The following is a 24,071-nucleotide window of genomic DNA, read 5'->3' as shown; positions in this document are numbered from 1 at the left end:
CCTATTTCAATAAGTATTTTGGCAAAAATTGGATTACATTCACAACAATCCAGTGAAGGCCGGGCTTTGCAGGCTACCGTAAGATTACAAATACTCCAGTGCGAGGTTTTACGAGAGAAACGAAAAAGATTGGGTATTTTTGACCCACCACGATGGATGAGGGCAGCATGCTTGTTGGTGGAGCCATCGCTCGTTCTTGCACGCAACACCAACAAGGGCGAGTTAACAGCTCATGATGAAAAAAAGTGGGGTCTAAGACTAGAGAGGGGTCTTGATTATATTATAAAAGTAAAAGTAAATGGCAAAGTGCTTGCAACCACTAAATGTAGTTTATCATCCTACAGCCTAGTGCACATAACTATTATTGAGGCGGATTCAATTAGTGTAGTTACTAATTGCAAGACTTACCAAAATCTCTGGGATTTTGGTTTTATCGTTGGTGCTGAATAGTAGGTAGTGCTTTTAGTTCTTCGCAGAGTGTCCCTGACTTTCACTTCACATCACTGAGGACGTTCGCGAGGGCGTCCTTCAGTTTTTTCTTGCCGATGAATGCATCGAGCACGGCATAGAAAGCGATCTTGTCTTTTTTGTCGAGCCCTTCGATGAAGGAGAGTTTTTCAGCGAGCGATTTATCAAAGGAATTGATGTCCTTGAACGTCTGGTCAGCTTTGAACAAATCCAGCAGTTCCCCTAGTTGTCGTTGGTCAGTAAGTTGTTTTTAGTCGTAGTTGTTGGTCGCCTGACCATAGTCGTTAACTTAAGGAGCTTTGCGGAGTGGAGATAGTAACCCCTTCGGGTAACTTACAAAGTTTTCTCCCCATAGTATTTTTAGTTTTTAAAAAGCGGTTTTTTGTTTGTGCCCGCTTTCGATGTTTCAAATTTAGCTGTTTCAAGGGAGAAACAACTTAAATCGAGCAACAATCATTCATTGAGACACAGACGAAGTTCATTGGCCAGATAATTGGAAAACATTTTTCGGAAGAGGCGATCCCTAGTTCTCGTTGGTCAAAAAGTTATTCTTGGTTGTTGTTGCGGGTCGCCTGAGACTCGCTCACCGCATCATCAATATTTTATTGGCGGCATCTACTTGCACAGAAAACTTAATGAGTGCAGACGTAACCGATTCAATCTGCTCCTGCGCTTCTTTCCAATTTCGTTGTTCGATGGCTTCCCTGATTCCTGGCAGTGTCTTCACACCGTATCCTGTATAAAAACCAGGTGCATAAATCGTGTGCTTGTACCAAGGTCTTCGTGGCAGTCCGGTCTCGGATAGCAGTTTTCTTTCCGATTGAAACAATAGTTTGTTTAGGTTGACAATATTGGTATTCGGTTTGGGGTTGGCCGCATACAAATCAGAAAAAGTGGCTGCGCTCTTTTCTAAATTTGCCACGGCATTTTGCAGACTTGAAAAATTTAAAAAGGGTACTGGTTCTTTACTTGCGGGTGGAATAAATTTTTCGGTAGGGTCGTTGGCCAACACGTAACGCTTTTCTGCAATCATTTGATTTTCTACTTCGGTAGATTCACGCATGGTTTCAATCAAAGAGGTGACTTCTGTTGCGTACGTACTCACTGTTTTTTGAAAGGCTTTAAAATCAAACGGTAACACATCTGCATTGGTCAAGCGCATGGTAGCGCGCCCCGCTGTTTTCGCCAGTGCCACACCATACTCAAACGTTGGATCTTTGAAACGCTTGTAGTGATCGTACGAATCATAAATGGAATGATATTCACCACCGGCATCTTCGCCACCGAAGCCAAGGTTTAAGGAGGCAATACCCAAATGCTGGATGAAAGGTGAGTAATCTGAACCAGAGCCGAGTGCCCCAATGGACAGGTTTTTTTTAGCCAGTATTTCTTTTTTTGCTTTCACGGTAGAAGCCTGAGTTGCGTCTGCAGATTTCCTTCTCTCTAAAACCGTAACGCCAGTTTGAGGATCGATCACTTCTTTGGCAATTTCGTTCACCATGGTCTCGAGCGTGTGCGATCCATCGGCATCAAAAAATCCTCTGCCATTGGAATCAGAATTAATATACGCAACTGCTTTATCGGATAGTTCATCCCAATGATCTTCCACCCATTCGGTTGAACCCATCAAAGAAGGTTCTTCGGCATCCCACGCGCAGTAGATGATTGTTCGCTTTGGTTTCCATCCTGTCTTCATCAATTCAGAAACACCTCTGGCTTCTTCCAACAATGCTGCCATGCCACTGACAGGATCGTTCGCCCCATTTACCCATGCATCATGATGGTTTCCTCGAATGACCCACTCATCTTGAAATTGCGTTCCGCGGATTTTTGCAATGACGTTATAGGCTGGCTTGGTGTCCCAATTGAATTCTAACTTTAAACGAACCTTGGCTACACTTGGCCCCACATGATAGGTGATCGGCAACGCGCCTCTCCATTTTTCGGGTGCAACCGGCCCGCCCAATGCTTGTAGCAGTGGTTTTGCATCACTGTATGAAATAGGCAATACCGGAATCTTCAATAAGTTGGGGGCATCTTTTCGGTCGATACGCTTGGCCTCTTGCGTAGAGCCATAGTTAGGGGTGAGCGGATCGCCTGGATAGATGGGCATATCCAACACCGAACCGCGCTGCGCGCCAAACTCATTTTTAAATGGCCCTTTGGGATAAACATCTCCTTGAAAATAGCCATCGCCCTGTGGGTCAGAATAAATAATGCAACCAATCGCGCCATGTTCTTGCGCCACTTTGGGTTTGATGCCACGCCAAGATCCACCGTATTTGGCAATCACAATTTTGCCTTTCACGTCTATGCCCATTCTCTCCAATTGAATGTAGTCGTCCGGCACACCGTAATTCACGAATACCAATTCTCCTGTTACATCTCCATCAGGCGACCAACAGTTGTACACAGGCAGTTGTTCCGATTTTTGATTGGAGGTGCCGTCTTCTTTCAAAGCAGGTTCTTCCAATTTTGCTTTGTAAGGATTGCTGCCCATTAATTCGAGCAGGCGAGATTTTGGAGTAGGGAAGAGGACGTAATACGTTTCCAACTCGGCATCGTAGCCCCAACTTTTAAATAGATCGCGCATGTATTCCGCATTGGCCTTGCCATAGGGCGAACCCACATGGTGAGGACGGGCAGATAACCGCTTGATCCAATCCTCAATATTTTTGGTGGACAGGTAACTATCAAATTTCTCTTCAGCTTTCAATTGCGCTTCTCCAGATTCTTTGCTGTAACCTAAAATTGACTTTTGGGAAAAGGAGAGGGTGCTTACCATTAGCAGCACTACGAGGGCAGAATATTTCATAGGACTTTGCATTATAAAACCGAAGTTACAACCGAATGTGGAAGATTGAGAACCACTGGTGTAATACAAGAATACCAGATAAAAAAGCGTACTGGAAATTAGTGACCAGCAAGCGGTAACCAGCAACTACTTTTTCAACTCCGAACGGAAGATAATATCCCACAACACAGAAGTGACACCATATCCTCTGTCTGCGTCAGCATAATGGTGCTGCATGTGGTGTTGCTTTAGCTTTTTCAGGATGGGGTTGGTGAACGTGCCGTGGTGAAAGGCATAGTGAAACATATCGTAGCACAAGTATCCCGCAAGGAAAGAAGCAAAAAAGGTATTCAGATACAACACAGGAACGGTAGCCTTAAACAAAAAATAGAAAGCTGTGGCCAGTGGGATGCTCATGGAAGGTGGCATAACCAATCGTTTGGCATCGTTGGGATAATCGTGGTGAACACCATGAAAGATAAAATGCAATTTTTTACCCCATTCTGTATTGGGCTGATAATGGAAAATAAATCGGTGCATAACGTATTCGGTAAGCGTCCATGCCAATAGGCCAGCTAGAACGGTAAGAATACAATTGACGGTGGTAATACCCGGCTGAGTCAAGCCTGTCCAAGCAAAGTAAGATATGAGCGGCACAAATATGAACAAAGGCACGGAGTAATGCACTTTCGATAACGCCTCCATCCATTGTTGTTTAAACATTCTGGTGCTCTCCGTAGAATTGGAAACAAAATTCTTCATGCTCAATCAAAATTGACGAGCAAAGATAATAAGAATCTTGAACTAAGGTGATGGTGGGGTTTGGCAGAGCAATTTAAAAAATGCTCGGGCGAGCAAGTTAGGATCAATACCTTTGGATTATTGGCAAATGCAAAAACCAATTAAGGTCAGGCCATCTCCAACCGCTTCTTGTCCAAATGATCCCACACCAAACTGCTCGCTCCTAAAATGGGTGCCGCTTGGTTTTGCATGGCCGATGGCAGGACTTTTATTTTTCCTCGGAAAAGAGGCATCAGATTGGCCTCCATGTGCTTGATGGTGGGTTTGAAAATTAAATCACCCGCCTGCGCCAACCCCCCGAATAAAAAGATCGCCTCCGGGTCGGTATGAACAACAGTCTCGGCCAGTTTCATTCCTAAAATTCGACCTGTATATTCAAAAGCTTCTTGCGCCACGATGTCGCCACGCAGGGAAGCCTCCGTAATCATTTTGGTATTCAGATTATCAAAACTGATTTCGCGCAATTCACTCGGCTCTAAATGATCGGCCAGTAATTTATAAACGGTACGCTTAATGCCGGTGGCACTTACATACGTTTCCAAACAGCCACGTTTTCCACAATTGCAATAGCGACCTACCGGGTTTACCGAAGTATGCCCAACTTCACCCGCAATACCATGATGACCATTTAACAATACCCCGCCACAAACAAACCCACTCCCTAAACCGGTACCAAGCGTAATCACCACAAAGTCTTTCATGTTTTTGGCATTGCCGTAAATCATTTCACCAACGGCAGCAGCATTCGCATCGTTGGTGAGCATGCACGGCACACCAAACTCTTCTCTAAACATTTTCGCCAATGGCAATACACCTTTCCACTTTAAGTTGGTAGCCCGTTCAATAGTGCCTGTGTAATAATTCCCATTGGCGGCACCAACACCAATGCCCACCACTTTTGAATCGCTCGGCAACTTTTCCATGCCTTCGCGCAACGCATTGGCCATGCCATCAAAATAGTCTTGAAACTCTTCGTATTGGGTAGTGGGAATGTTGCCTTGCAACAACACATTTCCGGCTCGATCCACAATACCGTATTTCGTATTCGTGCCACCAATATCAATGCCAACGGTAAGCTCTCTCATAGATTTAGATAGAAAGGATTTTAGAAATACGAAGCGATTCGTTATCAATTTCGTGATGATGATTGATGATGGTCTCGAAGCTATTGTACACTATCTTATTATCGCGAATGCCAACCATTACATCTTTTTGGCCATTGAGTAAGCCTTCTACCGCGGCCACACCCATTTTGCTGGCAAGTACGCGATCAAAATAGGTGGGGGTTCCGCCTCGCTGCAAATGACCGAGTATCGTTACTTTGATATCGAAGTAGTTGTTTCGCTCCGAAAACTTGTGAGCCAATTCCATCGCGCTACCAATCTTACTTCCTTCGGCCACCACAATTAAGCTCGACTTTTTGTTTGTCTTGCCGCCTTCATCCAATTTAGCAAACAATTCATCCATGGTAATTGACTCTTCCGGAATGATGGTACTCACCGCACCACCTGCTATGCCACAATTAATAGCGATGTATCCAGAGTTGCGCCCCATTACTTCAATAAAAAAAAGACGGTTGTGCGAAATGGCGGTGTCCCGGATTTTGTCAATCGCTTCTACCGCTGTATTGGTGGCTGTATCAAAGCCAATGGTGTAATCGGTTCCTGCCAAATCATTATCGATCGTGCCAGGGATACAAATAGAGGGAATCTGATACTCTTCGTAAAATTTGTGAAGACCTGTAAAAGTGCCGTCTCCACCAATGGCCACCAACCCATCAATGCCATTCTTCTTGATGTTCTGAAAAGCTTTTTCTCGACCTTCCTTGGTCCTAAACTCTTGGCTTCTGGCAGTTTTTAAAATAGTGCCACCCCGTTGAATGATGTTGCCCACCGAACGAGCACCCAACTTCACAATGTCACCATCAATCATGCCTTCGTAACCTTGCATGATGCCGTACACTTCTTTCTTATAATAGATAGCAGCACGAACCACGGCACGGATTGCTGCATTCATCCCCGGTGCATCGCCACCTGAAGTGAACACACCAATCTTTGAAATTTTATTCTCCATTTACAAATTAGAAGCGTCAAAAATACTGCTTAGGCTCTACTTTGCAAGTTTTTCAATCTTTGTTTAAAAGCTATACTTGTTTCAATCGTTTGAAATAATTGATTAATCCGTTGGTGGATGAATCGTGAGTTGAAACAACCTCGGAAGAAGTGAGTTCAGGTAAAATCTTTTTTGCCAAAACCTTTCCCAATTCAACGCCCCACTGGTCGAAACTGAAGATGTTCCAAATCACCCCTTGCACAAAAATTTTGTGTTCGTAAAAGGCAATCAAACTTCCCAACACCTGCGGTGTAAGCTTCTTGAATAGAATTGAATTGGTTGGACGATTGCCCGCAAATACACGATACGGTTTGTGAAATTCGATATCATCGGCAGAGAAACCAGCAGCTTTCAATTCTGCTTTTACTTCTTCTTCTGTTTTGCCCATCATCAATGCTTCGGTTTGGGCAAAATAATTTGACAGCAATTTATCGTGATGGTCGCTAATTGGATTGTGACTGATAGCGGGCGCAATGAAATCGCATGGAATCATTTTTGTGCCTTGGTGAATTAATTGATAGAAGGCATGCTGGCCATTGGTGCCTGGTTCGCCCCAAATCACCGGCCCCGTTTGATAATGAAAAGCATGACCTTCGCGATTCACAGACTTACCATTGCTCTCCATGTTGCCTTGTTGAAAGTAGGCAGCAAATCGATGCAAGTATTGATCGTATGGAAGAATGGCTTCCGAACTTGAATCAAAGAAATTCACGTACCAAATCCCCAGCAAGGCAAGTACAACCGGTATATTTTTTTCGAAGGGTTCGTTCTTAAAATGATTGTCGGCTTGGTGTGCTCCTTCCAGCAGTTGTTCAAAATTTTCGAAGCCAATGGTGCAGGCAATGGATAGGCCGATAGACGACCACAACGAATAGCGGCCGCCCACCCAATCCCAAAACACAAACATATTTTCAGGCGCAATGCCAAAGGTTGTCACCGCTTTTGTATTGGTAGATACCGCCACAAAGTGTTTCGATACATCGCCTGCATTAGCTGTCTTGTTCAAAAACCATTGCTTGGCCGATTCGGCATTGGTCATAGTTTCTTGCGTGGTAAAAGTTTTGGACGCAATAATGAACAGTGTGGTTTCAGGGTTCAATTTTTTTAGCGTTTCCGCGATATGTGTTCCGTCTACATTTGAAACAAAATGAGGAGTGATATTTTTCCAATATGGCTTTAGCGCTTCCGTTACCATCAAAGGCCCTAGGTCAGATCCTCCGATGCCAATGTTTACAATATCGGTGATGGCTTTGCCAGAATATCCTTTCCAGCTCCCACCGATCAATCGATCTGAAAAATCTTTCATCTGTGCCAATATGTTGTTCACCTCGGGCATTACATCTTTGCCATCCACTAAAATTGGGGAGTTGCTGCGGTTGCGGAGTGCCACGTGGAGTACAGAGCGATTTTCGGTTCGATTGATTTTATCCCCGTTGAACATTGCTTCAATGGCGGCTTTTAGTTCTGTTTCCTTGGCCAATTCAACCAATAGGCCCATCGTTTCTTCTGTGACTATATTTTTTGAGTAATCAATTAAAATATCATTGAGTTTCAATTGAAATTTTTCGAAGCGTTGCGGGTCTTCTTCAAAGAGTTCGCGCAAGTGGGTAGCCTGCATGGTTAAAAAGTGGCCAGTCAGTTTTTGCCAGGCACTGGTTTCAGAAGGATCGATGGTGGAAAGCATACGTGTTTAAAATTTATATCAGAGCAAAAATAGCAAAGTAAACTTGGTGTAAGGTTTTCGCAATAAAATAATGGAATGATTTCTGACGGCCATGTACCTTTCGACCAATAACCATAATCAACATGCAAATGCAAACACGATTTCTAACATTGATCTCTCTTCTATCCATCATCAGCCTTAGTGCTTTTGGTCAATTGCAAGGAGATACTTATGCTGCCGCCAAACAATCTAAAAAGGCTTCGTGGACAATTACATATTCTGACTCGCCAGGCTTGGCTACGTTGGTAAATGGAAAACCTGATGGCATTTGCTATGATTTAATGCAGGAGTTTGCCAAGTATGTGAAAACCAAGGCGGGCATTGATGTTACTTTAACCTATGCAAAAGTGGATGATCCCGCGAATTTTACAGACTTCCTATCCACAGTGAAACAAGCCAAAGGAGGGGTTTTTGGATTGAGCAACACAACCATTACCTCCGAGCGTAAAAAGTCATACAATTTTAGCCCTCCCTTTCTAAAGAATGTATCGATGATCATCACCAACAACTCGGTGGCTGAAATTACGGATATCAAAGATTTATCTGCCTCTTTTGGTTCGTTAAAAGCGGTGGTAGTCAAAGGCTCGACTAACGAGGCGAGAGTACTTGATTTGAAAAAGAAATATTTGCCGAATTTGGTGATTGAGAGCTCTTCTTCATTTTTGAAGTCCATTGAAACAGTAGCCACTGAAAAGAACACTTTCACCTCTGCTGATTTTACATATTACTTGAAGGCACTTAAGGCCAGAAAGCCAATCAAGCGCCACGCAATTTTTGATGAGGCAGGGGAGGAGTTCGGCATCATCATGCCATTGAGCAACGACTGGAACCCGATTTTAACAGAGTTTATGAAATCAGGCTTTATAGAAAGTTCTCAGTATAACAAAATCATTACTGATCACTTAGGGCAAAGCGTGTTGACGTTTATCAAAATGATTAAATGAATTCTCAGCGTTAGCGAAGAATCTTCCACTAAAAAATCCACAAGCCTTTCTGGATTGGTTATTGGCTTAGCCTCCAACAACCTTCTTTAGATTTTCAATAAGACCTTCCCAAAGATCTTGTAGTTCATCCAGGTCATCAAAGTCAGAATAATCGGTAACCTTTAAGAAAGTGGTCTGCGTTAATTCATTTACCTCCAACCGAAGTTCAAAATAGGATGGATCTTTTTCGTCCTCCTTCGTTTCGGGTAAGTACTGAAATTTTGCATAGTGATTGGTGCGGTGCGCAACCAAAGTAGCTTGGTGCACCTCATGGTCCCAAGTAAATGTAAATACCTTCTCGGGACTGATGGTTACATTGTCAGCAAACCATTCGGATAAACCGCTTGCAGAGTCGATATACGGGTACAACATTTTGATGGAAGCATGGATTTCAAAATCAGCATTGAAGAGCTTCTTTACAATTGCAGTGGCCATAGCGTTTGTTTGGATTTTAATTTACATCAAATTTTTCAATCCATCAAAAAAGAAAATTATTACCTGATGAAAGTAGCCACACACAAATGGTTAAATGTAAAAAGTTTATACATTTGCGCTCCCAAAATAAATGGCGCGGTAGCTCAGGTGGTTAGAGCGTTGGATTCATAACCCAAAGGTCGGGGGTTCAACTCCCCCCCGCGCTACTTTCCCTTACAGGGAATTAAATTCCACTTGTCATTAGCTTTTTAATTTGATTTGAGTGTGGCTTTATTTTTGCCTATGAATTTGCCACCATTCCTTAAGTCTTTAACTAAGTGAAAAAAATCGATAAGCTGATCGTCAGTTCTTTTGTGGGGCCATTCATCATGACCTTGCTGGTGGTGGTATTTATTCTATTGATGAAGCAAATGCTTATTTACTTCGATGACATTATAGGCAAGGGATTAAGCTGGGGAGATTTGGGGACATTAATGTTTTATTTGTCACTCACTTTGATGCCCTCTGCTTTGCCATTGGCTGTGTTGATGGCGTCACTCATTACATTTGGAAATTTGGGTGAACATTTTGAATTGACAGCCATTAAGAGTCTCGGTATTTCGCTTACCCGAAGTTTGCTGCCTCTTTTTACGGTGGTGATCTTTATAACCATTGGAGCATTTTTTTCAAACAACTATTTGGTGCCCAAAGCCTCTCTCGAGGCGTACAGTCTCCTATGGGATATCAAACAAAAAAAGCCAGCCCTCGACATTCGTCCGGGTACATTTTACAATGGAATACCCGACATCAGCATTAAGGTAAATCAAAAGTTTAAAGATGGCATAACACTCAAAGGGGTAATCATTTATGACCATCGCAATAAAGTTGGAAATAAGGATGTAACGGTTGCCGATTCTGGAAAAATGTACACCATACTGAATGATCAATACTTAAAATTGGAATTGTTTAAGGGCTATAACTATGCTGAAAATTCAGGCGGTGGTACGGATGAAACAGGTCGACCTTCGAATGATGAAACCTTTCGAAAGTCTCAGTTTACCAAAACGGAGATGGTACTCGATCTTTCTTCTTTTGGTATGCAACGAACCGACACCAAATGGTTCAAAGGCAATCGCATTATGCGCAATGTGGCCGAGTTGGAAGTAGACATGGACTCTGTTGATAACTTGATGAAGAATCAACGGGTAAGCTTATACCAAACCCAAGGAAATTTTTTCTCCCATCATTTTAAAGACGACTCCATCCCAATGCCCAGCGATCTGAGATCTCATAAAACAAAAAATGACTCGATAGCCAGGCTTACCAATACCGCTGCAGCATACACAGGGTCCGGCTATTTATCATCCAGTAGTCAGTATTTTCCATCGGTTAAAATACCCACTAAAATATCCGAACGTGAGGTGGACATTTCGGATAGCTTGTATGCACTGGCTGTTACCAAAACGGAAGTTGTAAATGCCTTGAATAGGGCACGGATGGTAAAGTCGCAGTTACAAAACTCAAATACCAACATGGATTCTCAAAAGCACGAATACACTGTTTTTTGGATCCAATGGCATAAGATTTTGGCAAACTCCATTGCTTGTTTGGCCATGTTTCTAATCGGTGCGCCACTCGGGTCGATCATCAAAAAAGGTGGTCTTGGCGTACCCGTATTGGTATCCATTTTATTCTTCATTTTATACTATGTATTAGATTTACTTGGCACCAAATGGGCGAGGCAGTATAGTATTTCAGTTTATACGGGTGTGTGGATGGCGAATGTAATCCTATTTGCTATTGGTTTGGTATTTTTGCGTCAAGCAAGGGTAGATGCTCGCTTGTTTGATGCTGATTTCTATAATGTTGCACTGGATAAGCTCAAGAAACGCTTTCCTTTTTTGGATGCAAGTCCAGAGGTAGCCTAGGGAAAACCACGCTTAAATTAAAATCCGCCAAATTTTGGTATTTAAGGCCGATAGCCTTACTTTTGCGCGATTAAAAATAAGGAAAATAAGAAAATAACAAGCGATGCAACTTAGTACAGCCAGAAAACAAGAATTGTTCAGCAAGCACGGTTTCTCCAAGACAAAAACAGACACCGGTTCGCCTGAATCACAAATTGCCCTTTTCACGACTCGTATCAACGAGATTACCGAGCATTTGAAAGTGCAGAAGAAGGATTTTTCAACTCAACAAGGCCTTATTAAATTAGTAGGTCAACGCAAAAGATTGTTGAGCTATTTACAGCGCACTAACATCAACCGGTACCGCGCTATTCTTGCCGAACTAGATCTTAGAAAATAATTATAGAATGCTAGCAAACAAGGGAACCCACACCGGTTCCCTTTCTGCTTTTATTTACATACTTGATTTGGGATTACCCAATCGAAAAAACCAACACTATGAATCCAATTTTAAAGAAATCTTGCCAACTTCCCGATGGCAGGGAAATAACCATCGAAACGGGTAAACTGGCACGGCAAGCGGATGGCGCAGTAGTATTGCGAATGGGCAATACCATGATTTTGGCCACCGCTGTTGCCATGCAACAACATAAAGAAGGTGCAGATTTTCTTCCTTTGTCAGTTGATTACCAAGAGAAATTTGCCTCGACAGGTAAAATACCAGGAGGATTTTTGAAACGCGAAGGAAAGCTATCAGACTATGAAGTATTAATTAGTCGCTTGGTGGACAGGGCTATCCGCCCCATGTTTCCCGATGATTATCATGCTGAAACGCAAGTTTCTATTCAACTGATTTCAGGTGATCACAATGCGCTGCCCGATGCCTTGGCTGCCTTTGCAGCTTCAGCCGCTTTGTCGATTTCTGATATTCCTTTTTACACACCCATTTCGGAAGTTCGAGTAGCTCGTGTAAACGGCCAGTTTATCATCAACCCAACTTTAGAGCAAAAGGACGCTGCTGATTTGGACTTTATTGTGGCTGCCTCTCTTGAGAACATTCTGATGGTGGAAGGAGAAGCCAAAGAAATCAATGAAGTGGATATGCTTGAGGCGTTGAAGCTAGCCCACAGTGTCATTAAGGTGCAATGCAATCTGCAATTGGAGATGGCAAAGGAATTAGGCAAAACGGAAAAGCGTACCTATAACCACGAAGAAAAGGACGAGAACTTAAAAGCGGAACTACATACTCTCTTATATCCGAAAGTGTACGAAGTAGCTCGTCAACAATTGACTAGCAAACACAAACGGTCTGAGTTGTTCCATCAAATCATTGATGAATATATGGCTTCGCTGCCAGAAGATACGACCATCAGCAAAGACTTAGTAAAGCGTTATTATAAGTCCATCCAAAAAGAAGCTTGCCGCAATTTAGTGTTGAACGAAAAAGTGAGATTGGATGGTCGTAAGACAAATGAAATCAGACCCATTTGGTCGGAGGTTGATTACTTGCCGAATGCGCACGGCTCGGCAGTATTTACCCGCGGAGAAACGCAATCGTTGACCAGCGTAACGTTGGGCACGAAGTTAGACGAACAAATGATTGACGGAGCCATGTTCTCTGGCAACAATAAATTTATTCTTCACTACAACTTCCCTTCGTTTTCAACTGGTGAAGTAAAACCTAACCGTGGGCCAGGCAGAAGAGAAGTAGGGCATGGTAATTTGGCCATGCGTGCATTGAAGCAAGTGCTTCCTAACATGACTGAGAGTCCGTACACTATTCGTGTAGTCTCTGATATTTTGGAATCGAATGGTTCATCCTCTATGGCAACCGTATGCGCAGGCTCATTGGCATTGATGGATGCAGGTATCCAAATTTCAGGCCCGGTGTCAGGTATTGCCATGGGTATGATTTCAGACAGTGCAACCGGTAAGTATGCAATCTTATCTGATATCTTAGGTGATGAAGACCACTTGGGTGATATGGACTTTAAGGTAACGGGTACCGATAAAGGTATAACCGCTTGCCAAATGGATTTGAAGGTTGATGGCCTTACCTACGATGTGCTAAAGGAGGCTTTGGACCAAGCGAAGGAAGGTCGCACGCATATCTTAAATGAGATGAAGAAGACTTTGAAGGTTTCTAAGCCTGATCTGAAACCTCATGCACCAAGGGCGGTAACCATTGTTATCGATAAAGAGCTGATTGGCGCGGTAATCGGGCCAGGTGGTAAGGTAGTACAAGACATCCAAAAGACTACCGGAGCTACTGTGGTAATTGAAGAAGTAAAAGAAAAAGGTATCGTCAATATATTCGCTACTAATCAGCAAGTTATGGATGCTGCCGTGAAGCGAGTGAAAGCAATAGTGGCAGTTCCTGAAGTGGGTGAAACCTACGATGGAATTGTAAAGTCCATTATGCCTTTTGGTGCCTTTGTGGAATTCATGCCTGGAAAAGACGGGTTGCTCCACATCTCTGAAATCAAATGGGAGCGCCTTGAGACCATGGAGGGTGTGATGCAAGTGGGTGAAGAAGTAAAGGTAAAATTGGTTGAAGTAGATAAGAAAACGGGTAAATTCAGGCTTTCAAGGAAAGTGCTGTTGCCAAAGTCTGCAGCCAAGGCAGAAACACCCAGTGCTTAATAGTAATTTGCCTTTTGGAACTTATTTTTGAAAATTACGTGTTGAATTAGTTAAAAGTAATTGGATGAGACAGCTTAAAATCAGCAAGCAGATTACCAACCGTGAGAGCCAATCGCTTGATAAGTATTTGCAAGAAATTGGTAAGGTAGATTTGCTTACCCCCGATGAGGAAGTGGAGTTGGCAAAGCGTATTAAAGATGGTGACCAAATCGCGCTCGAAAAATTGACAAAAGCCAACTTGCGCTTTGTGGTGTCTGTGGCGAAGCAATATCAAAATCAAGGCCTGTCACTTGGTGATTTGATTAATGAGGGTAACCTTGGTTTGATTAAGGCAGCACAGCGTTTTGATGAAACCCGTGGTTTCAAATTTATCTCTTATGCGGTGTGGTGGATTCGCCAATCAATTCTTCAGGCGTTGGCCGAACAATCGCGTATTGTTCGTTTGCCATTGAACCGCGTTGGTTCATTGAACAAGATTTCAAAAACATTCTCGGAACTTGAGCAAAAATTTGAACGCGAACCTTCACCGGAGGAGTTGGCGGAAGTATTGGAAGTTACTACTGCCGAGGTGGTGGACACGATGAAAATTTCGGGCCGCCACGTATCGATGGATGCCCCGTTTGTGCAAGGGGAAGAAAACAGTTTGCTAGATGTATTGGAAAATGATAGCGAAGAAACCCCAGACTCAGGTTTAATGACCGATTCGTTGCGCAGAGAAGTGCAACGGGCGTTATCCACCTTAACTCAGCGGGAATCGGACGTAATCACTCTTTATTTTGGGCTAAATGGCGAGCACGCCTTGACCTTGGAAGAGATCGGAGAGAAGTTTAGCTTAACCCGCGAACGTGTTCGTCAGATTAAGGAAAAGGCCATCAGAAGATTGCGCCATACCTCTAGAAGTAAAGCTTTAAAACCTTACTTGGGTTAATAATGATTTGATCCGAGTGAAATTATAAATAAACTATAGGTCTCTACCACGAGACCTTTTTTATTCCAAATTTGTTGTATTGAGCAATGTACAAGTTATGATAAACGAAAAAGTTAAAGTCCTAATCATTGGTTCAGGCCCAGCAGGCTATACCGCTGCCATTTATGCCGCAAGGGCAGGTTTGAAGCCTATTTTGTTTACAGGTGGCCAACCTGGTGGCCAGTTGACCACCACCAACGATGTGGAGAATTTTCCTGGCTATCCGCAAGGTATTAACGGCCCGCAGATGATGGTCGATTTGCAAACTCAAGCTGAACGGTTTGGCACAAAGGTAAATTTTGGATTGGTAACGGCAGTCGATTTTTCCAGTTGGCCTTACAAGATTAGTGTTGACGAGAAAAATATAATCGGAGCAGAATCGGTAATTGTTGCCACGGGGGCTACAGCAAAATACTTGGGTATTCCATCGGAAGAACGTTATGCAAATAGAGGGGTATCGGCATGTGCGGTTTGCGATGGCTTTTTCTATAGAGGAAAGGAAGTGGCAGTAGTGGGTGCAGGAGATTCTGCTGCCGAAGAAGCAACCTACTTGGCCAACTTATGTACCAAGGTACATTTGATTGTGCGAAGAGGGGAAATGCGTGCTTCAAAAATAATGCAGCAGCGTGTAGCCAATACACACAACATTGAAATTCATTGGCATTCTGAAACTGATGAAATTTTGGGTGACGATAATGGTGTGAACGGAGTTCGCATTATTAACAATCAAACCAAAGAGAAGAAGGTCCTTTCGATAGAAGGCTTCTTCTTAGCCATTGGGCACAAACCCAATACCGAAATTTTTAAAGGCAAGTTGAACATGGACGAAGCGGGTTATATAAAAGTAATTCCGGGTTCAACCAAAACCAATGTAGAGGGTGTGTTTGCGGTAGGAGATGTGGCTGATAAAGTTTACCGTCAGGCCATTACGGCTGCAGGCACTGGTTGCATGGGCGCGCTGGATGCAGAAAAATTTTTGGTAGCCAAAGAAATGGAATTAGTAAGTCATTAATCTTATGCGAATTCCTGCCTACTTTTTTTCATGGTAACAAAACTAGATATTCTTGTACTAGCCGCTCACCCTGATGATGCCGAATTGGGCTGTGGAGGCACGATTGTAAAGCATGTTCAGTTAGGTTATAAAGTCGGTGTGGTTGATTTCACTAGAGGAGAACTCGGTACACGTGGAACCATTCAAACCCGTGAGCAAGAAGCGAAAGATGCCGCAAATATTTTGGGATTATCGGTAAGAGAAAATTTGGGTTTGCGCGATGGATTCTTTCGGCATACCGAAGAAGACATTTTAAAAGTTGTACAATCCATTCGCACCTACCAACCTGAAATTGTTTTGGCCAATGCCATTAAAGACCGCCATCCCGACCACGGCAAAGGAGCTAACTTGGCTTATGAGGCTTGTTTTCTTTCTGGTTTGGCAAAAGTAGAAACGGATAGGGATGGGAAGAAGCAATCTCCGTGGCGTCCCAAGCAAGTATATCACTACATTCAAAGTCAATTGCTAATGCCTGATTTTGTGGTCGATATTTCTCAACACTGGGAGCAAAAGATTCAATCGGTAAAAGCTTACAAAACCCAATTCTTTGACCCTAAAAGTGCGGAGCCCGAGACGTACATTTCTAAGCCTGAATTCTTGACTTTTTTAGAAGCCAGAGCAAAAGAATTTGGTCATGCAATCAATGCGCCTTATGGTGAAGGTTTTGTTGCTGCAAACATGCTGGGTGTCGACAATTTATTTAACTTGAAGTAATCTATCATATTTGAACAAAACCTTTGCAAAAATGACCTGTGGCGTTATCTTTGCGCCCTCGTTGAGCGAACGGTCTGGTAGTTCAGCTGGTTAGAATGCCTGCCTGTCACGCAGGAGGTCGCGGGTTCGAATCCCGTCCAGACCGCGGGTTGGGGCAGTACTGCATTAAGCAATTCTGCCCCTTTTTTTTCGTTGTCCTTATCGGCTGATAGTCTTTGAATTAGCTCAATACAGCTGTTAGTTTTTAGTGTTCGATACTCTTCGGTTTTCGAATCATAGAAAATACCGTCTGGGAACACCAAAATTTGCAGCTTTCTTCTGCCCATAACTGACGACAAATGCCACATTTTACTCATATTATTACATAATTCCAGAGAATAGGCTACAAATTTATCAGGGTTCGATAAACCGGTTTTGACGCTTCCCAAAAAGTCCTTTGCGTCTTTCCTTTTCTTATCGAGGTCAGGTTTTACCAGCTCAAAATCTTCTTTTGAAATCGATTGGTTGACGGAATATCCGGTTAAGAAGTTTTTATATTCCTCTTCAGTGTTCTTGAACCTATTCTCGGCTTCGACTTTTATTTTAGAAATATGTTGATTATGATTTTTGAATCCACTTATCAATATTGCTTCGATTGCTGGGACATTTTCTTCCTTAATACAATATTCGCCCAGAAATTCCATAAACTTACCTTCAAAAAAAATCTGGTCACGATTCATCCGGACGCCCACTTTATTGGCTTTATAATACGAATACTTCTTACCGTATCTATTTGTTGTACTGTATCCGGTGTATGAACACTTTGTTTCAAAATCTTTAACAAAAGAGTTGAGTGCAAATCTGTTTTTCTTGTATGCCTGTGGCCTGATTTTCTTGGAATTTATGCGAAGAAATAATTCAATGTCAACAATTGGTTCGTGAGATCCCTTAAATACTTTTTCAGGTAAGAGACCATGTTTAATATATCCGGTGTAGAATATATTCGCGAATACTCTAAAAAGCGTATTCCTAGGCAAGTCAAGACCATTTTTTTTAAGCCTCTCCTGTATTTCAGCATTTGAATACCCTTCATCTTTCCATTTAAATGCCTGCCTAATTTGTTCACCCTCACAGTTAACAACACATTGTTTGGATCCCGCGATTTCCTTATACTCATAGCCAATCCCCAACATTCCAATCCAAAGACCTTTCAATAGTCTTTTCTTCATGCCTGTCACGGCCCTTTCAGTGCGGGCATTGTTTTCAATTTTTGCCGCAAACAAATACAATGCTTTGATCATGTCACCATATACGGTTTCGTCTGTTGGCAATGTAAGGCCAACTACGCTTATTCCATATTCCTCCTTTAGTTGAAGAACCTTCATCAAAGCACCATTTCCTGACCGACCAAATCGATCCAAGGAATAAACTATTATTACTGAAATCTCATTGTGGTGTTTTGTCGCAAAAGCCCACATTCTATCAAACTCCTTCCGATCATCATCGGTTTTAGCACTTTCTGCGATCCCTCCAAATTCTCTCAAAACTTTAAGTCCATTTCCTTCAGCATGTTTTCTTACCGCTACAGACTGAGTTTCCAAACTCTGATTTGTAAGCTGTTTTGAACTAGAAACCCTGGTATAGGTAATACAATTCCGGGGCTTTGATTTTTTGGTTGACGTCAATTCAATAGAGTTCGCAAACTCAACTAAACGCTCTTCTTGTTTATTATTTTCCATGGCTTATCTTTTAGCAATATCTCATAACAGCAATTCATTGTTTTCGACGGGAAATTTTCGACTGCGGCAAAGCCATTGAATCTTCTCGAACTCTTTAATAGTGATAATACCGTTGTATCGACCTTTAACTAGTTTTCCGTCAGTCAACTTTTTCCTGAAGAAGCCTGTGTAAAATATGTTCTTAAACATTCTGCGAAGAAAATCTCTATCAATAGCAATACCTTGCTCATTTAAAAATTTGAGAATGGCACCACTCGGAGTATTGGCAAGTTTCATTTCAAATGCGTTTTTGATTAAGGCTAACTCATTGGATTCCTCAATATTTGTTTGATTGATAGCTACCCTTGTAAAACCGATTGGTAAAGCTCCTATCCAACCTCCTGCTAAAGCATATTTTTTTAGGCCTTTGTATCTTTTTTCATCCTTTATTAATTTCTCAGTAGAATTTATCTTCCAGAAGAGTAACTCCTTAAATTTCGACAATGACATCCCTCTGTCTCGCTCAGATACAGCAATAATTTCAATATCACGTTGGGAGTTTTCTAGTTGATTTAAATACTTATACAGCTTTCGTGGATTTTTTGACTTCAAAATTCGATCTTGTGTTGTGACAAGAATTACTCGGATATCTAATTCATTTGACACATGATGAAATAGATCGTCAATTTCTTTACTTTTATGAGAAACTCCGTAATCTGAAAATTCCATTTTAATCAAAAGATTGTTTTTTAATGCAAAACTCCTGCAAGCATCGATCTGTTCGTTACATGGCTTGAGATGGAAAGTTGTGTCACGTTCCCTGAGGGAGTAAATCACGCACCTCAGGGGCTCACTAGAGCTATTGATTGACTTCAAGTCTTTATTTGAATTACTTCTCTTCATTTTTATCAAAAATCTCAAGACAAATTTTTGTGAACATTTCTGCAAAGTGTTCAGTGCTTTTCAAGACTTCCTCCTGCTCAGTTACTATTTCAAGTTTTCGGTTACCGTTTGGCACATGTCCTTCATCGATGGAAATCTGTTGAGTCGACTCGACTATTTCAGACGGTTTTATTTCAGATTCATCGAGGCCGACAGGGGTAATTGATCTCATTCGAATTTCGTTTTAAGTTCCATTTCGCAGAAATATCTGAACTTGCTCAAACTCTTCTTGCGTGATGAGGCCATCGTGCCTACCTTTTACTAATTTTCCACTTGTTAGTTTCGTTCTGATATGACCTGTATAAAAGACATTTTTAAGAATTGCGTGGAGAGTACTCCGAATGATCGAGATATCGTTTTCAAACAAGTACTTCAATATTTCCTTGTCAGAAATTTTTGATAGCTTCATTTCGAATGCTTTACGAATAAATTTGGCTTCCTTCGAATGAACAATGTTATAGTCTGTGACGACAACTCTTTTGTAGCCTTTTGGTAAGACTCCTATCCAATTTCCATCCAGTGCATTTTCGATTAATCCTTTATAAGATTTCTCTTCTTTTTTCGATTGTTCATATAAGGTAACCGATGAAAAGAGCGATCGCTGAAGCTGAGAAAATGATATCTGATTCTGATTTTCGGTTATCGTTATTAAGTTTATCTGCCTTTCTACTTTTATTAAATCATTGATGTATTGATACAATTTTGTTGGGTTTGTAGAATTGAGAATTCTGTCCTCAGTCGTAACCATAACTAAGCTAACATCAAAATTATCTTTTAAATACTCGAACAATAGGCATATCTCCCCAAAGTCTAAGAATTTCCCAAAGTCTGAAAACTCCTTTTTTATGATGAAACCATGTTCGGCACAGTATTTTCTACAGATATCCAATTGTGCATCAAATGAGTTCCTATCAGTATCAATCCCTCTTCGGGAATAAATAACACAGCCCATTTTTGATGTTTCCATGTATTTTTTAGTGAATCTCCCGATAGTATTCAACCAGATCTTTGGTGGCTTTCATCTTTTTAATAGCAAATAACTAATTCATCGTTCATCCTTTTAATCGTAGGGAAATACTGAGTAGCGAACCGATTAACAGGATATTTTCTCTAACTTTAGACGATCCAAAAAGCAAACAGCTCCAATGATTTTTTTCTTCTAGTGATGTTGATAAAAGATCCTTTATGTATCTAACTGGTACAATGTAGCCTATTTTTTTGGTTATTATGCTTTTTATTGATAAATATTGTTTCATTATTTTTTTGAGGTATGATTTCTTCTTTAAAAACAGGTAAGATCATTTTGAGGCTAAGAGATTCCAGAGGACTTACCCAGACTGCGCTAGCCGAGTTGTGTGGAGTTTCAAGAGTTATGATAGGTAAGTATGAGCGCGATGAATCATTGCCATCAATTGAAGCAGCCAAGAAGATTGCTGATGCTCTTGGTGTATCAATTGACAGACTTGTAGATGAGGAGGCCATTTCAGTGCTTGATTCGCAAGTGATGAAGCGAATCGAGGGAATTTGCAGTTTGGAAGACGATAGAAGGAAAATACTTTTTGACCTTATTGATACTTATATACGGGAGGCAAAAGGGCGTAAAGTATTCGCTTAATTGGTTGATCTATAATCTATGGGTAAATGAGTTTAATTTAGGAGTGCGTCGTAATTGAATTGATTGATATTGCAAGGACGATTCAGGCATTGGTCCATCTCAACCTATGGAGCTTTGGTTAATTTCTCAACCACTTATAATTTCGAGAGAAGATTGCTTGAGAGTTGGTTATAAGAGAAGAGCCTAAACTAAATCTTTAATCGAACGATGATGGAAGCCGTGATTGTGGGATTGAATTGTCATGTGGAGCTGGTGACAAAAGTAAAATATCACCAAATACAATAAGGAATTTTGCATTAAGTCTTGAATTCAAATCCTTTTTTGCAATAAAAGGTGTTTAATTCTCATAATTTTTAGCAAGCTATTACTTCAACTTTCAACCCTACTTAGCCCCCGTAGCCCCGTTCAAATTAAAAAATAGATCATCCACGGACACCACTTTTACTTCACCCAATAAATTTGGATGCAATGGATTGATCAACAGATTATGTTCCCTCGGATAAGCTTTTAAAAGGATGCGCGCAGAAGGAACTTTGAGGCACACCGAAGTATTCATTCGCGCCCAATTTCTACCGAATTCCTGCGTTGACATTGGGTAAGGACGCGAGTCCCAGTCAACCGGCAAAGAAGCTTCATCCAACATTGGTGGTTCTGACAAAACAGAATAAGTAACCAATGACCACGACTGATCGACCACGGCACCACCTTTGATGCTAATAAATTCAGAAGTGATAATAGCGACACTGGAGCCGGCATAAACCATAGGAACACCTCGACTGTTCCATCTTGCCCCGCCACTGCCGTAGCCCATGGAACTGGCAGCATGTTTTTTTTGAATGATCCGAAAATACTCGGCCATTGTTACATCACGTTGCCATACTCCATGGCCTCGATAGCATCTTCCACCAACTCAGTACCATATGGGGTAGGGAGCAAATCGATCGGCTTTTCGTCCCCCAAGGCTGTATTGGGTTGTTGTAACCAAGACTTAAAAGAGTCTTCAGAGCCAAAGACCTCAATGCCCTTGTGAACCAGTTCATCTACCTTAACCAAGTTCTTGGAAGGAAGAACACCAATAATGGAATCATCTGCCCACCTGGAAATAGTGCGCTGCGATACGCCTGTAAGGTCAGCTATTTCTTGGGTGTTCAGGTCAAGGAAAGTCATCAGGGGCTGGACCGAGCGGTAAGGCAGTCCCTTGCCGATAATCGTATTGAGATCGTGAAAATTTCTGGCCTTGCCAGCCTCTTTGATAAAAAAGCCGAATCGGTTGCCTACTGTAATATTGACCGGCTCTGTGTTAAGCGCCCGGATTACAAAGACCCCTGGTTTAGTTGTTTTCATTAATTTTGCCATTTGTCTATCAAAGATACGACATTTGGCGTAAAATAGTTGGCTCTCTATCAAATTTATTTGGTTACCAGTAGTGCCGTAAATAGCGCCCTACACAATTCACAGTGGCCGGTATTCTTTTGCGCGATTCCGGCTTTATGTCAAATTGCCTTCAGTTAAATCCAGATCGTGCGATAGAATTTTTAACAGTTAGATTTGATGATGGGAATCAATAATTGATGCTTTCAATTGAAGGATAAAGTTGTGATTTTCATGCCAGAGTTGATTTTGAAAGGAATTGGAAACCAACGTTTTCGCAATCTGTTCGTGCAAACTATCTATTCTTTAGAGACCGTATTGAAGAACGCATCACAGCATAAAAAAGTAGAACTATAGTAGAGACTAATCCGATTAATATACAATGCCTACCTGCTATAAAATGGAAGTTGTTGAACATCCAGAATCTTTTGAAAAATAGTCCTGCTAAGCACGCGGAATTACTAGGTGCACTAAAAGCTAAATTAATGTAAATTGTGTGAAAGGTATTGACGAAAAGCTTGATATTCACGACCTGATAATCGTCATTTAACGTCACTATTTACCAATACATTAAACTCATATAGTAGAATGCTTAAGATAGCACAACCCGGATCGATCGTTTCATTACTGAATAAATCAGTAAAGCCGATTTGTTTTCTTGGTGCAGGAGTGAAAGCTCCCCTTACTTAGTAGCATCCAAAATTAAAGATTTCCAGGTGAACTTGGCATCCTGTTGGAATGTGGGAAACTCCACCCCGCTCAACGGGTGGTGGAGTTTTCCATATTTCAACAGGAACTGCGAAGGTGTTCTGTAGCCTAGGGCGCTGTGCGGCCTTTCATTGTTGTAGACCCACATCCAAGCTTGCGTGAGGAGCCGTGCCTGGTTAAGATTTTCAAAGGCATAAGCATCCAGTACCTCTTCGCGGTACGTTCGATTGAACCGCTCGATGTACCCGTTTTGTTGCGGCTTGCCCTTCTCGATGAAAACAAGTTCGATGCTGTCACCGCACCAATCTTTCAGCGCCTGGGCGATAAACTCCGGGCCGTTATCGACACGGAGCCGCTCGGGTTTCCCGCGCCATTCCACTATGCGGTCAAGTTCACGAACCACGCGCTTGCCGGTCAGGCTGGTATCGATGGTGATGTTGAGTGCTTCACGGTTAAAATCATCGATGACGTTGAAAGCCCGGAATGGTTTTCCATACAAAAGGCCATCGTGAATAAAATCCATCGACCAGGTCAGGTTATGGTGCAGGGGTTGGAGCAAAGGCTGCTTGATTCGGGCAGGCAAGCGCTTTTTGTGTTTCCTGCGCAGGTTCAGTTTCATATCGGTGTAAATGCGGTAGACGCGTTTATGGTTGTCCCCAAAATTTAATAGCCGCAGCCGGTGGTACATCATCCAGAAGCCCCAGCGGCAATGGAGCTCTGCCATCATTTGAAGTTGTTCACGGATTGGCCCATCATTTTTTGGCTTGGGTTTGTAACGGTGAACTGAGGGGTGGGTGCCCAGCAGTTGGCAGACCTGACGAATGCTGATGGAATGCTCTTCTGTAGAGTGGTCAATCAGCCCCCGTTTTTCGGCAGGCCCTAAAGCTTTTTTTCGACAATGTCCTTTAAAACGGTAATCTGCAAGGTCTGCTCGGCTACAATTTTCTTGTACTGGGCCAACTCACCTTCCAACTCCTTTACCCGCTTGAGCTGGTGCACCTCCATACCGGAATACTTACTCTTCCAGTAATAAAATGTAGGTTGGCTGATGCCATTCTCCCGGCAGATGTCGGCCACTTTCTTCCCTTGTTCTTGCTGTTTGAGGATGCCCACGATTTGGCTCTCATTGAATTTTGTTGTTTTCATTTCTTCCCAATTTAA

General features: G+C 42.1%; 21 protein-coding genes, 2 tRNA genes and 2 pseudogenes. 11 read left to right on the top strand and 14 right to left on the bottom strand.

The features are described from left to right. The first annotated feature begins 18 nt into the window (after positions 1–18). Positions 19–450 (top strand): hypothetical protein, encoded by a 432-nt coding sequence (locus KA713_05345; protein ID UXE68012.1) that lies wholly within the window; start codon positions 19–21, stop codon positions 448–450. Between the two features lie 40 nt (positions 451–490). On the opposite strand, the gene KA713_05340 is transcribed toward KA713_05345, so the two are convergent. The 6 genes from KA713_05340 to pgi form a co-directional block, all read right to left on the bottom strand. Further along, a complete protein-coding gene (locus KA713_05340) occupies positions 491–676 on the bottom strand; it encodes a hypothetical protein (GenBank protein UXE69227.1) in 186 nt (61 codons plus the stop codon). A 375-nt stretch (positions 677–1,051) separates the two neighbouring features. Continuing rightward, positions 1,052–3,283 carry a M28 family peptidase gene (locus KA713_05335; protein UXE68011.1) on the bottom strand — a complete coding sequence of 744 codons (2,232 nt, stop codon included), beginning with the start codon at positions 3,281–3,283 and terminating at the stop codon, positions 1,052–1,054. 126 nt (positions 3,284–3,409) lie between these two features. Further along, entirely contained in the window at positions 3,410–3,985 is a 576-nt protein-coding gene (locus tag KA713_05330) for a sterol desaturase family protein (GenBank protein ID UXE69041.1), read from the bottom strand. Between the two features lie 185 nt (positions 3,986–4,170). Continuing rightward, a complete protein-coding gene (locus KA713_05325) occupies positions 4,171–5,148 on the bottom strand; it encodes an ROK family protein (GenBank protein ID UXE68010.1) in 978 nt (325 codons plus the stop codon). Positions 5,149–5,152: 4 nt separating this feature from the next. Next, positions 5,153–6,136 carry a 6-phosphofructokinase gene (gene pfkA / locus KA713_05320; protein UXE68009.1) on the bottom strand — a complete coding sequence of 328 codons (984 nt, stop codon included), beginning with the start codon at positions 6,134–6,136 and terminating at the stop codon, positions 5,153–5,155. Positions 6,137–6,206: 70 nt separating this feature from the next. Continuing rightward, positions 6,207–7,859, bottom strand: coding sequence for a glucose-6-phosphate isomerase (gene pgi / locus KA713_05315; GenBank protein ID UXE68008.1), 1,653 nt, complete (start codon positions 7,857–7,859; stop codon positions 6,207–6,209). 128 nt (positions 7,860–7,987) lie between these two features. On the opposite strand from pgi, the gene KA713_05310 reads away from it, so the two are divergent. Then, the gene (locus KA713_05310; GenBank protein ID UXE68007.1) at positions 7,988–8,842 is read left to right on the top strand and encodes a transporter substrate-binding domain-containing protein; all 855 of its coding nucleotides are present in this window, start codon (positions 7,988–7,990) and stop codon (positions 8,840–8,842) included. A gap of 66 nt (positions 8,843–8,908) precedes the next feature. Here KA713_05310 and KA713_05305 read toward each other — a convergent pair whose 3' ends face one another. Continuing rightward, positions 8,909–9,253 (bottom strand): ATPase, encoded by a 345-nt coding sequence (locus tag KA713_05305; protein UXE69040.1) that lies wholly within the window; start codon positions 9,251–9,253, stop codon positions 8,909–8,911. A 195-nt stretch (positions 9,254–9,448) separates the two neighbouring features. Here KA713_05305 and KA713_05300 point away from each other — a divergent pair. From KA713_05300 to KA713_05265, 8 genes are all read left to right on the top strand, one after another. Next, a tRNA-Met gene (locus tag KA713_05300) sits at positions 9,449–9,522 on the top strand. A gap of 111 nt (positions 9,523–9,633) precedes the next feature. Beyond that, complete coding sequence (locus tag KA713_05295) at positions 9,634–11,223, top strand: LptF/LptG family permease (protein ID UXE68006.1); 1,590 nt, start codon at positions 9,634–9,636, stop codon at positions 11,221–11,223. Positions 11,224–11,326: 103 nt separating this feature from the next. After that, positions 11,327–11,602, top strand: coding sequence for a 30S ribosomal protein S15 (gene rpsO, locus KA713_05290; protein ID UXE68005.1), 276 nt, complete (start codon positions 11,327–11,329; stop codon positions 11,600–11,602). A gap of 98 nt (positions 11,603–11,700) precedes the next feature. Next, on the top strand, positions 11,701–13,845 hold the full coding sequence (pnp, locus tag KA713_05285; protein UXE68004.1) for a polyribonucleotide nucleotidyltransferase: 2,145 nt from the start codon (positions 11,701–11,703) through the stop codon (positions 13,843–13,845). A gap of 64 nt (positions 13,846–13,909) precedes the next feature. Next, on the top strand, positions 13,910–14,773 hold the full coding sequence (locus tag KA713_05280) for an RNA polymerase sigma factor RpoD/SigA (protein ID UXE68003.1): 864 nt from the start codon (positions 13,910–13,912) through the stop codon (positions 14,771–14,773). Positions 14,774–14,870: 97 nt separating this feature from the next. Then, entirely contained in the window at positions 14,871–15,824 is a 954-nt protein-coding gene (trxB, locus tag KA713_05275) for a thioredoxin-disulfide reductase (GenBank protein UXE68002.1), read from the top strand. A gap of 30 nt (positions 15,825–15,854) precedes the next feature. Continuing rightward, positions 15,855–16,577, top strand: coding sequence for a bacillithiol biosynthesis deacetylase BshB1 (gene bshB1, locus KA713_05270; GenBank protein UXE68001.1), 723 nt, complete (start codon positions 15,855–15,857; stop codon positions 16,575–16,577). A 71-nt stretch (positions 16,578–16,648) separates the two neighbouring features. After that, positions 16,649–16,722, top strand: a tRNA-Asp gene (locus KA713_05265). A 1,039-nt stretch (positions 16,723–17,761) separates the two neighbouring features. On the opposite strand, the pseudogene KA713_05260 reads toward KA713_05265, so the two are convergent. The 4 genes and pseudogenes from KA713_05260 to KA713_05245 form a co-directional block, all read right to left on the bottom strand. Further along, positions 17,762–18,295: pseudogene (locus KA713_05260) on the bottom strand (recombinase family protein). A 21-nt stretch (positions 18,296–18,316) separates the two neighbouring features. Then, positions 18,317–19,177, bottom strand: coding sequence for a recombinase family protein (locus tag KA713_05255; GenBank protein ID UXE68000.1), 861 nt, complete (start codon positions 19,175–19,177; stop codon positions 18,317–18,319). After that, positions 19,164–19,388, bottom strand: coding sequence for a hypothetical protein (locus KA713_05250; GenBank protein ID UXE67999.1), 225 nt, complete (start codon positions 19,386–19,388; stop codon positions 19,164–19,166). Before KA713_05250 ends, KA713_05255 begins: the two co-directional genes overlap by 14 nt. Before the next feature lie 12 nt (positions 19,389–19,400). Then, positions 19,401–20,183, bottom strand: coding sequence for a recombinase family protein (locus tag KA713_05245; protein ID UXE67998.1), 783 nt, complete (start codon positions 20,181–20,183; stop codon positions 19,401–19,403). 303 nt (positions 20,184–20,486) lie between these two features. Between KA713_05245 and KA713_05240 the strand changes: the two genes are divergently transcribed. Further along, positions 20,487–20,831 (top strand): helix-turn-helix transcriptional regulator, encoded by a 345-nt coding sequence (locus KA713_05240; GenBank protein ID UXE67997.1) that lies wholly within the window; start codon positions 20,487–20,489, stop codon positions 20,829–20,831. Positions 20,832–21,213: 382 nt separating this feature from the next. Here the strand turns inward: KA713_05240 and KA713_05235 are convergent, their stop codons facing one another. From KA713_05235 to KA713_05225, 3 genes and pseudogenes are all read right to left on the bottom strand, one after another. Then, the gene (locus KA713_05235) at positions 21,214–21,690 is read right to left on the bottom strand and encodes an RES family NAD+ phosphorylase (protein ID UXE67996.1); all 477 of its coding nucleotides are present in this window, start codon (positions 21,688–21,690) and stop codon (positions 21,214–21,216) included. A 2-nt stretch (positions 21,691–21,692) separates the two neighbouring features. After that, complete coding sequence (locus tag KA713_05230) at positions 21,693–22,187, bottom strand: DUF2384 domain-containing protein (GenBank protein ID UXE67995.1); 495 nt, start codon at positions 22,185–22,187, stop codon at positions 21,693–21,695. A 799-nt stretch (positions 22,188–22,986) separates the two neighbouring features. Continuing rightward, positions 22,987–24,056, bottom strand: a pseudogene (locus KA713_05225) (IS3 family transposase). Positions 24,057–24,071: the final 15 nt, after the last annotated feature.

Source organism: Chryseotalea sp. WA131a, assembly GCA_025370075.1.
In the GTDB taxonomy this organism is placed as follows: Bacteria; Bacteroidota; Bacteroidia; order Cytophagales; family Cyclobacteriaceae; genus ELB16-189.
The sequence above is the reverse complement of the archived record's forward strand: the minus strand, read 5'-3'. Positions and strand labels throughout refer to the sequence as shown.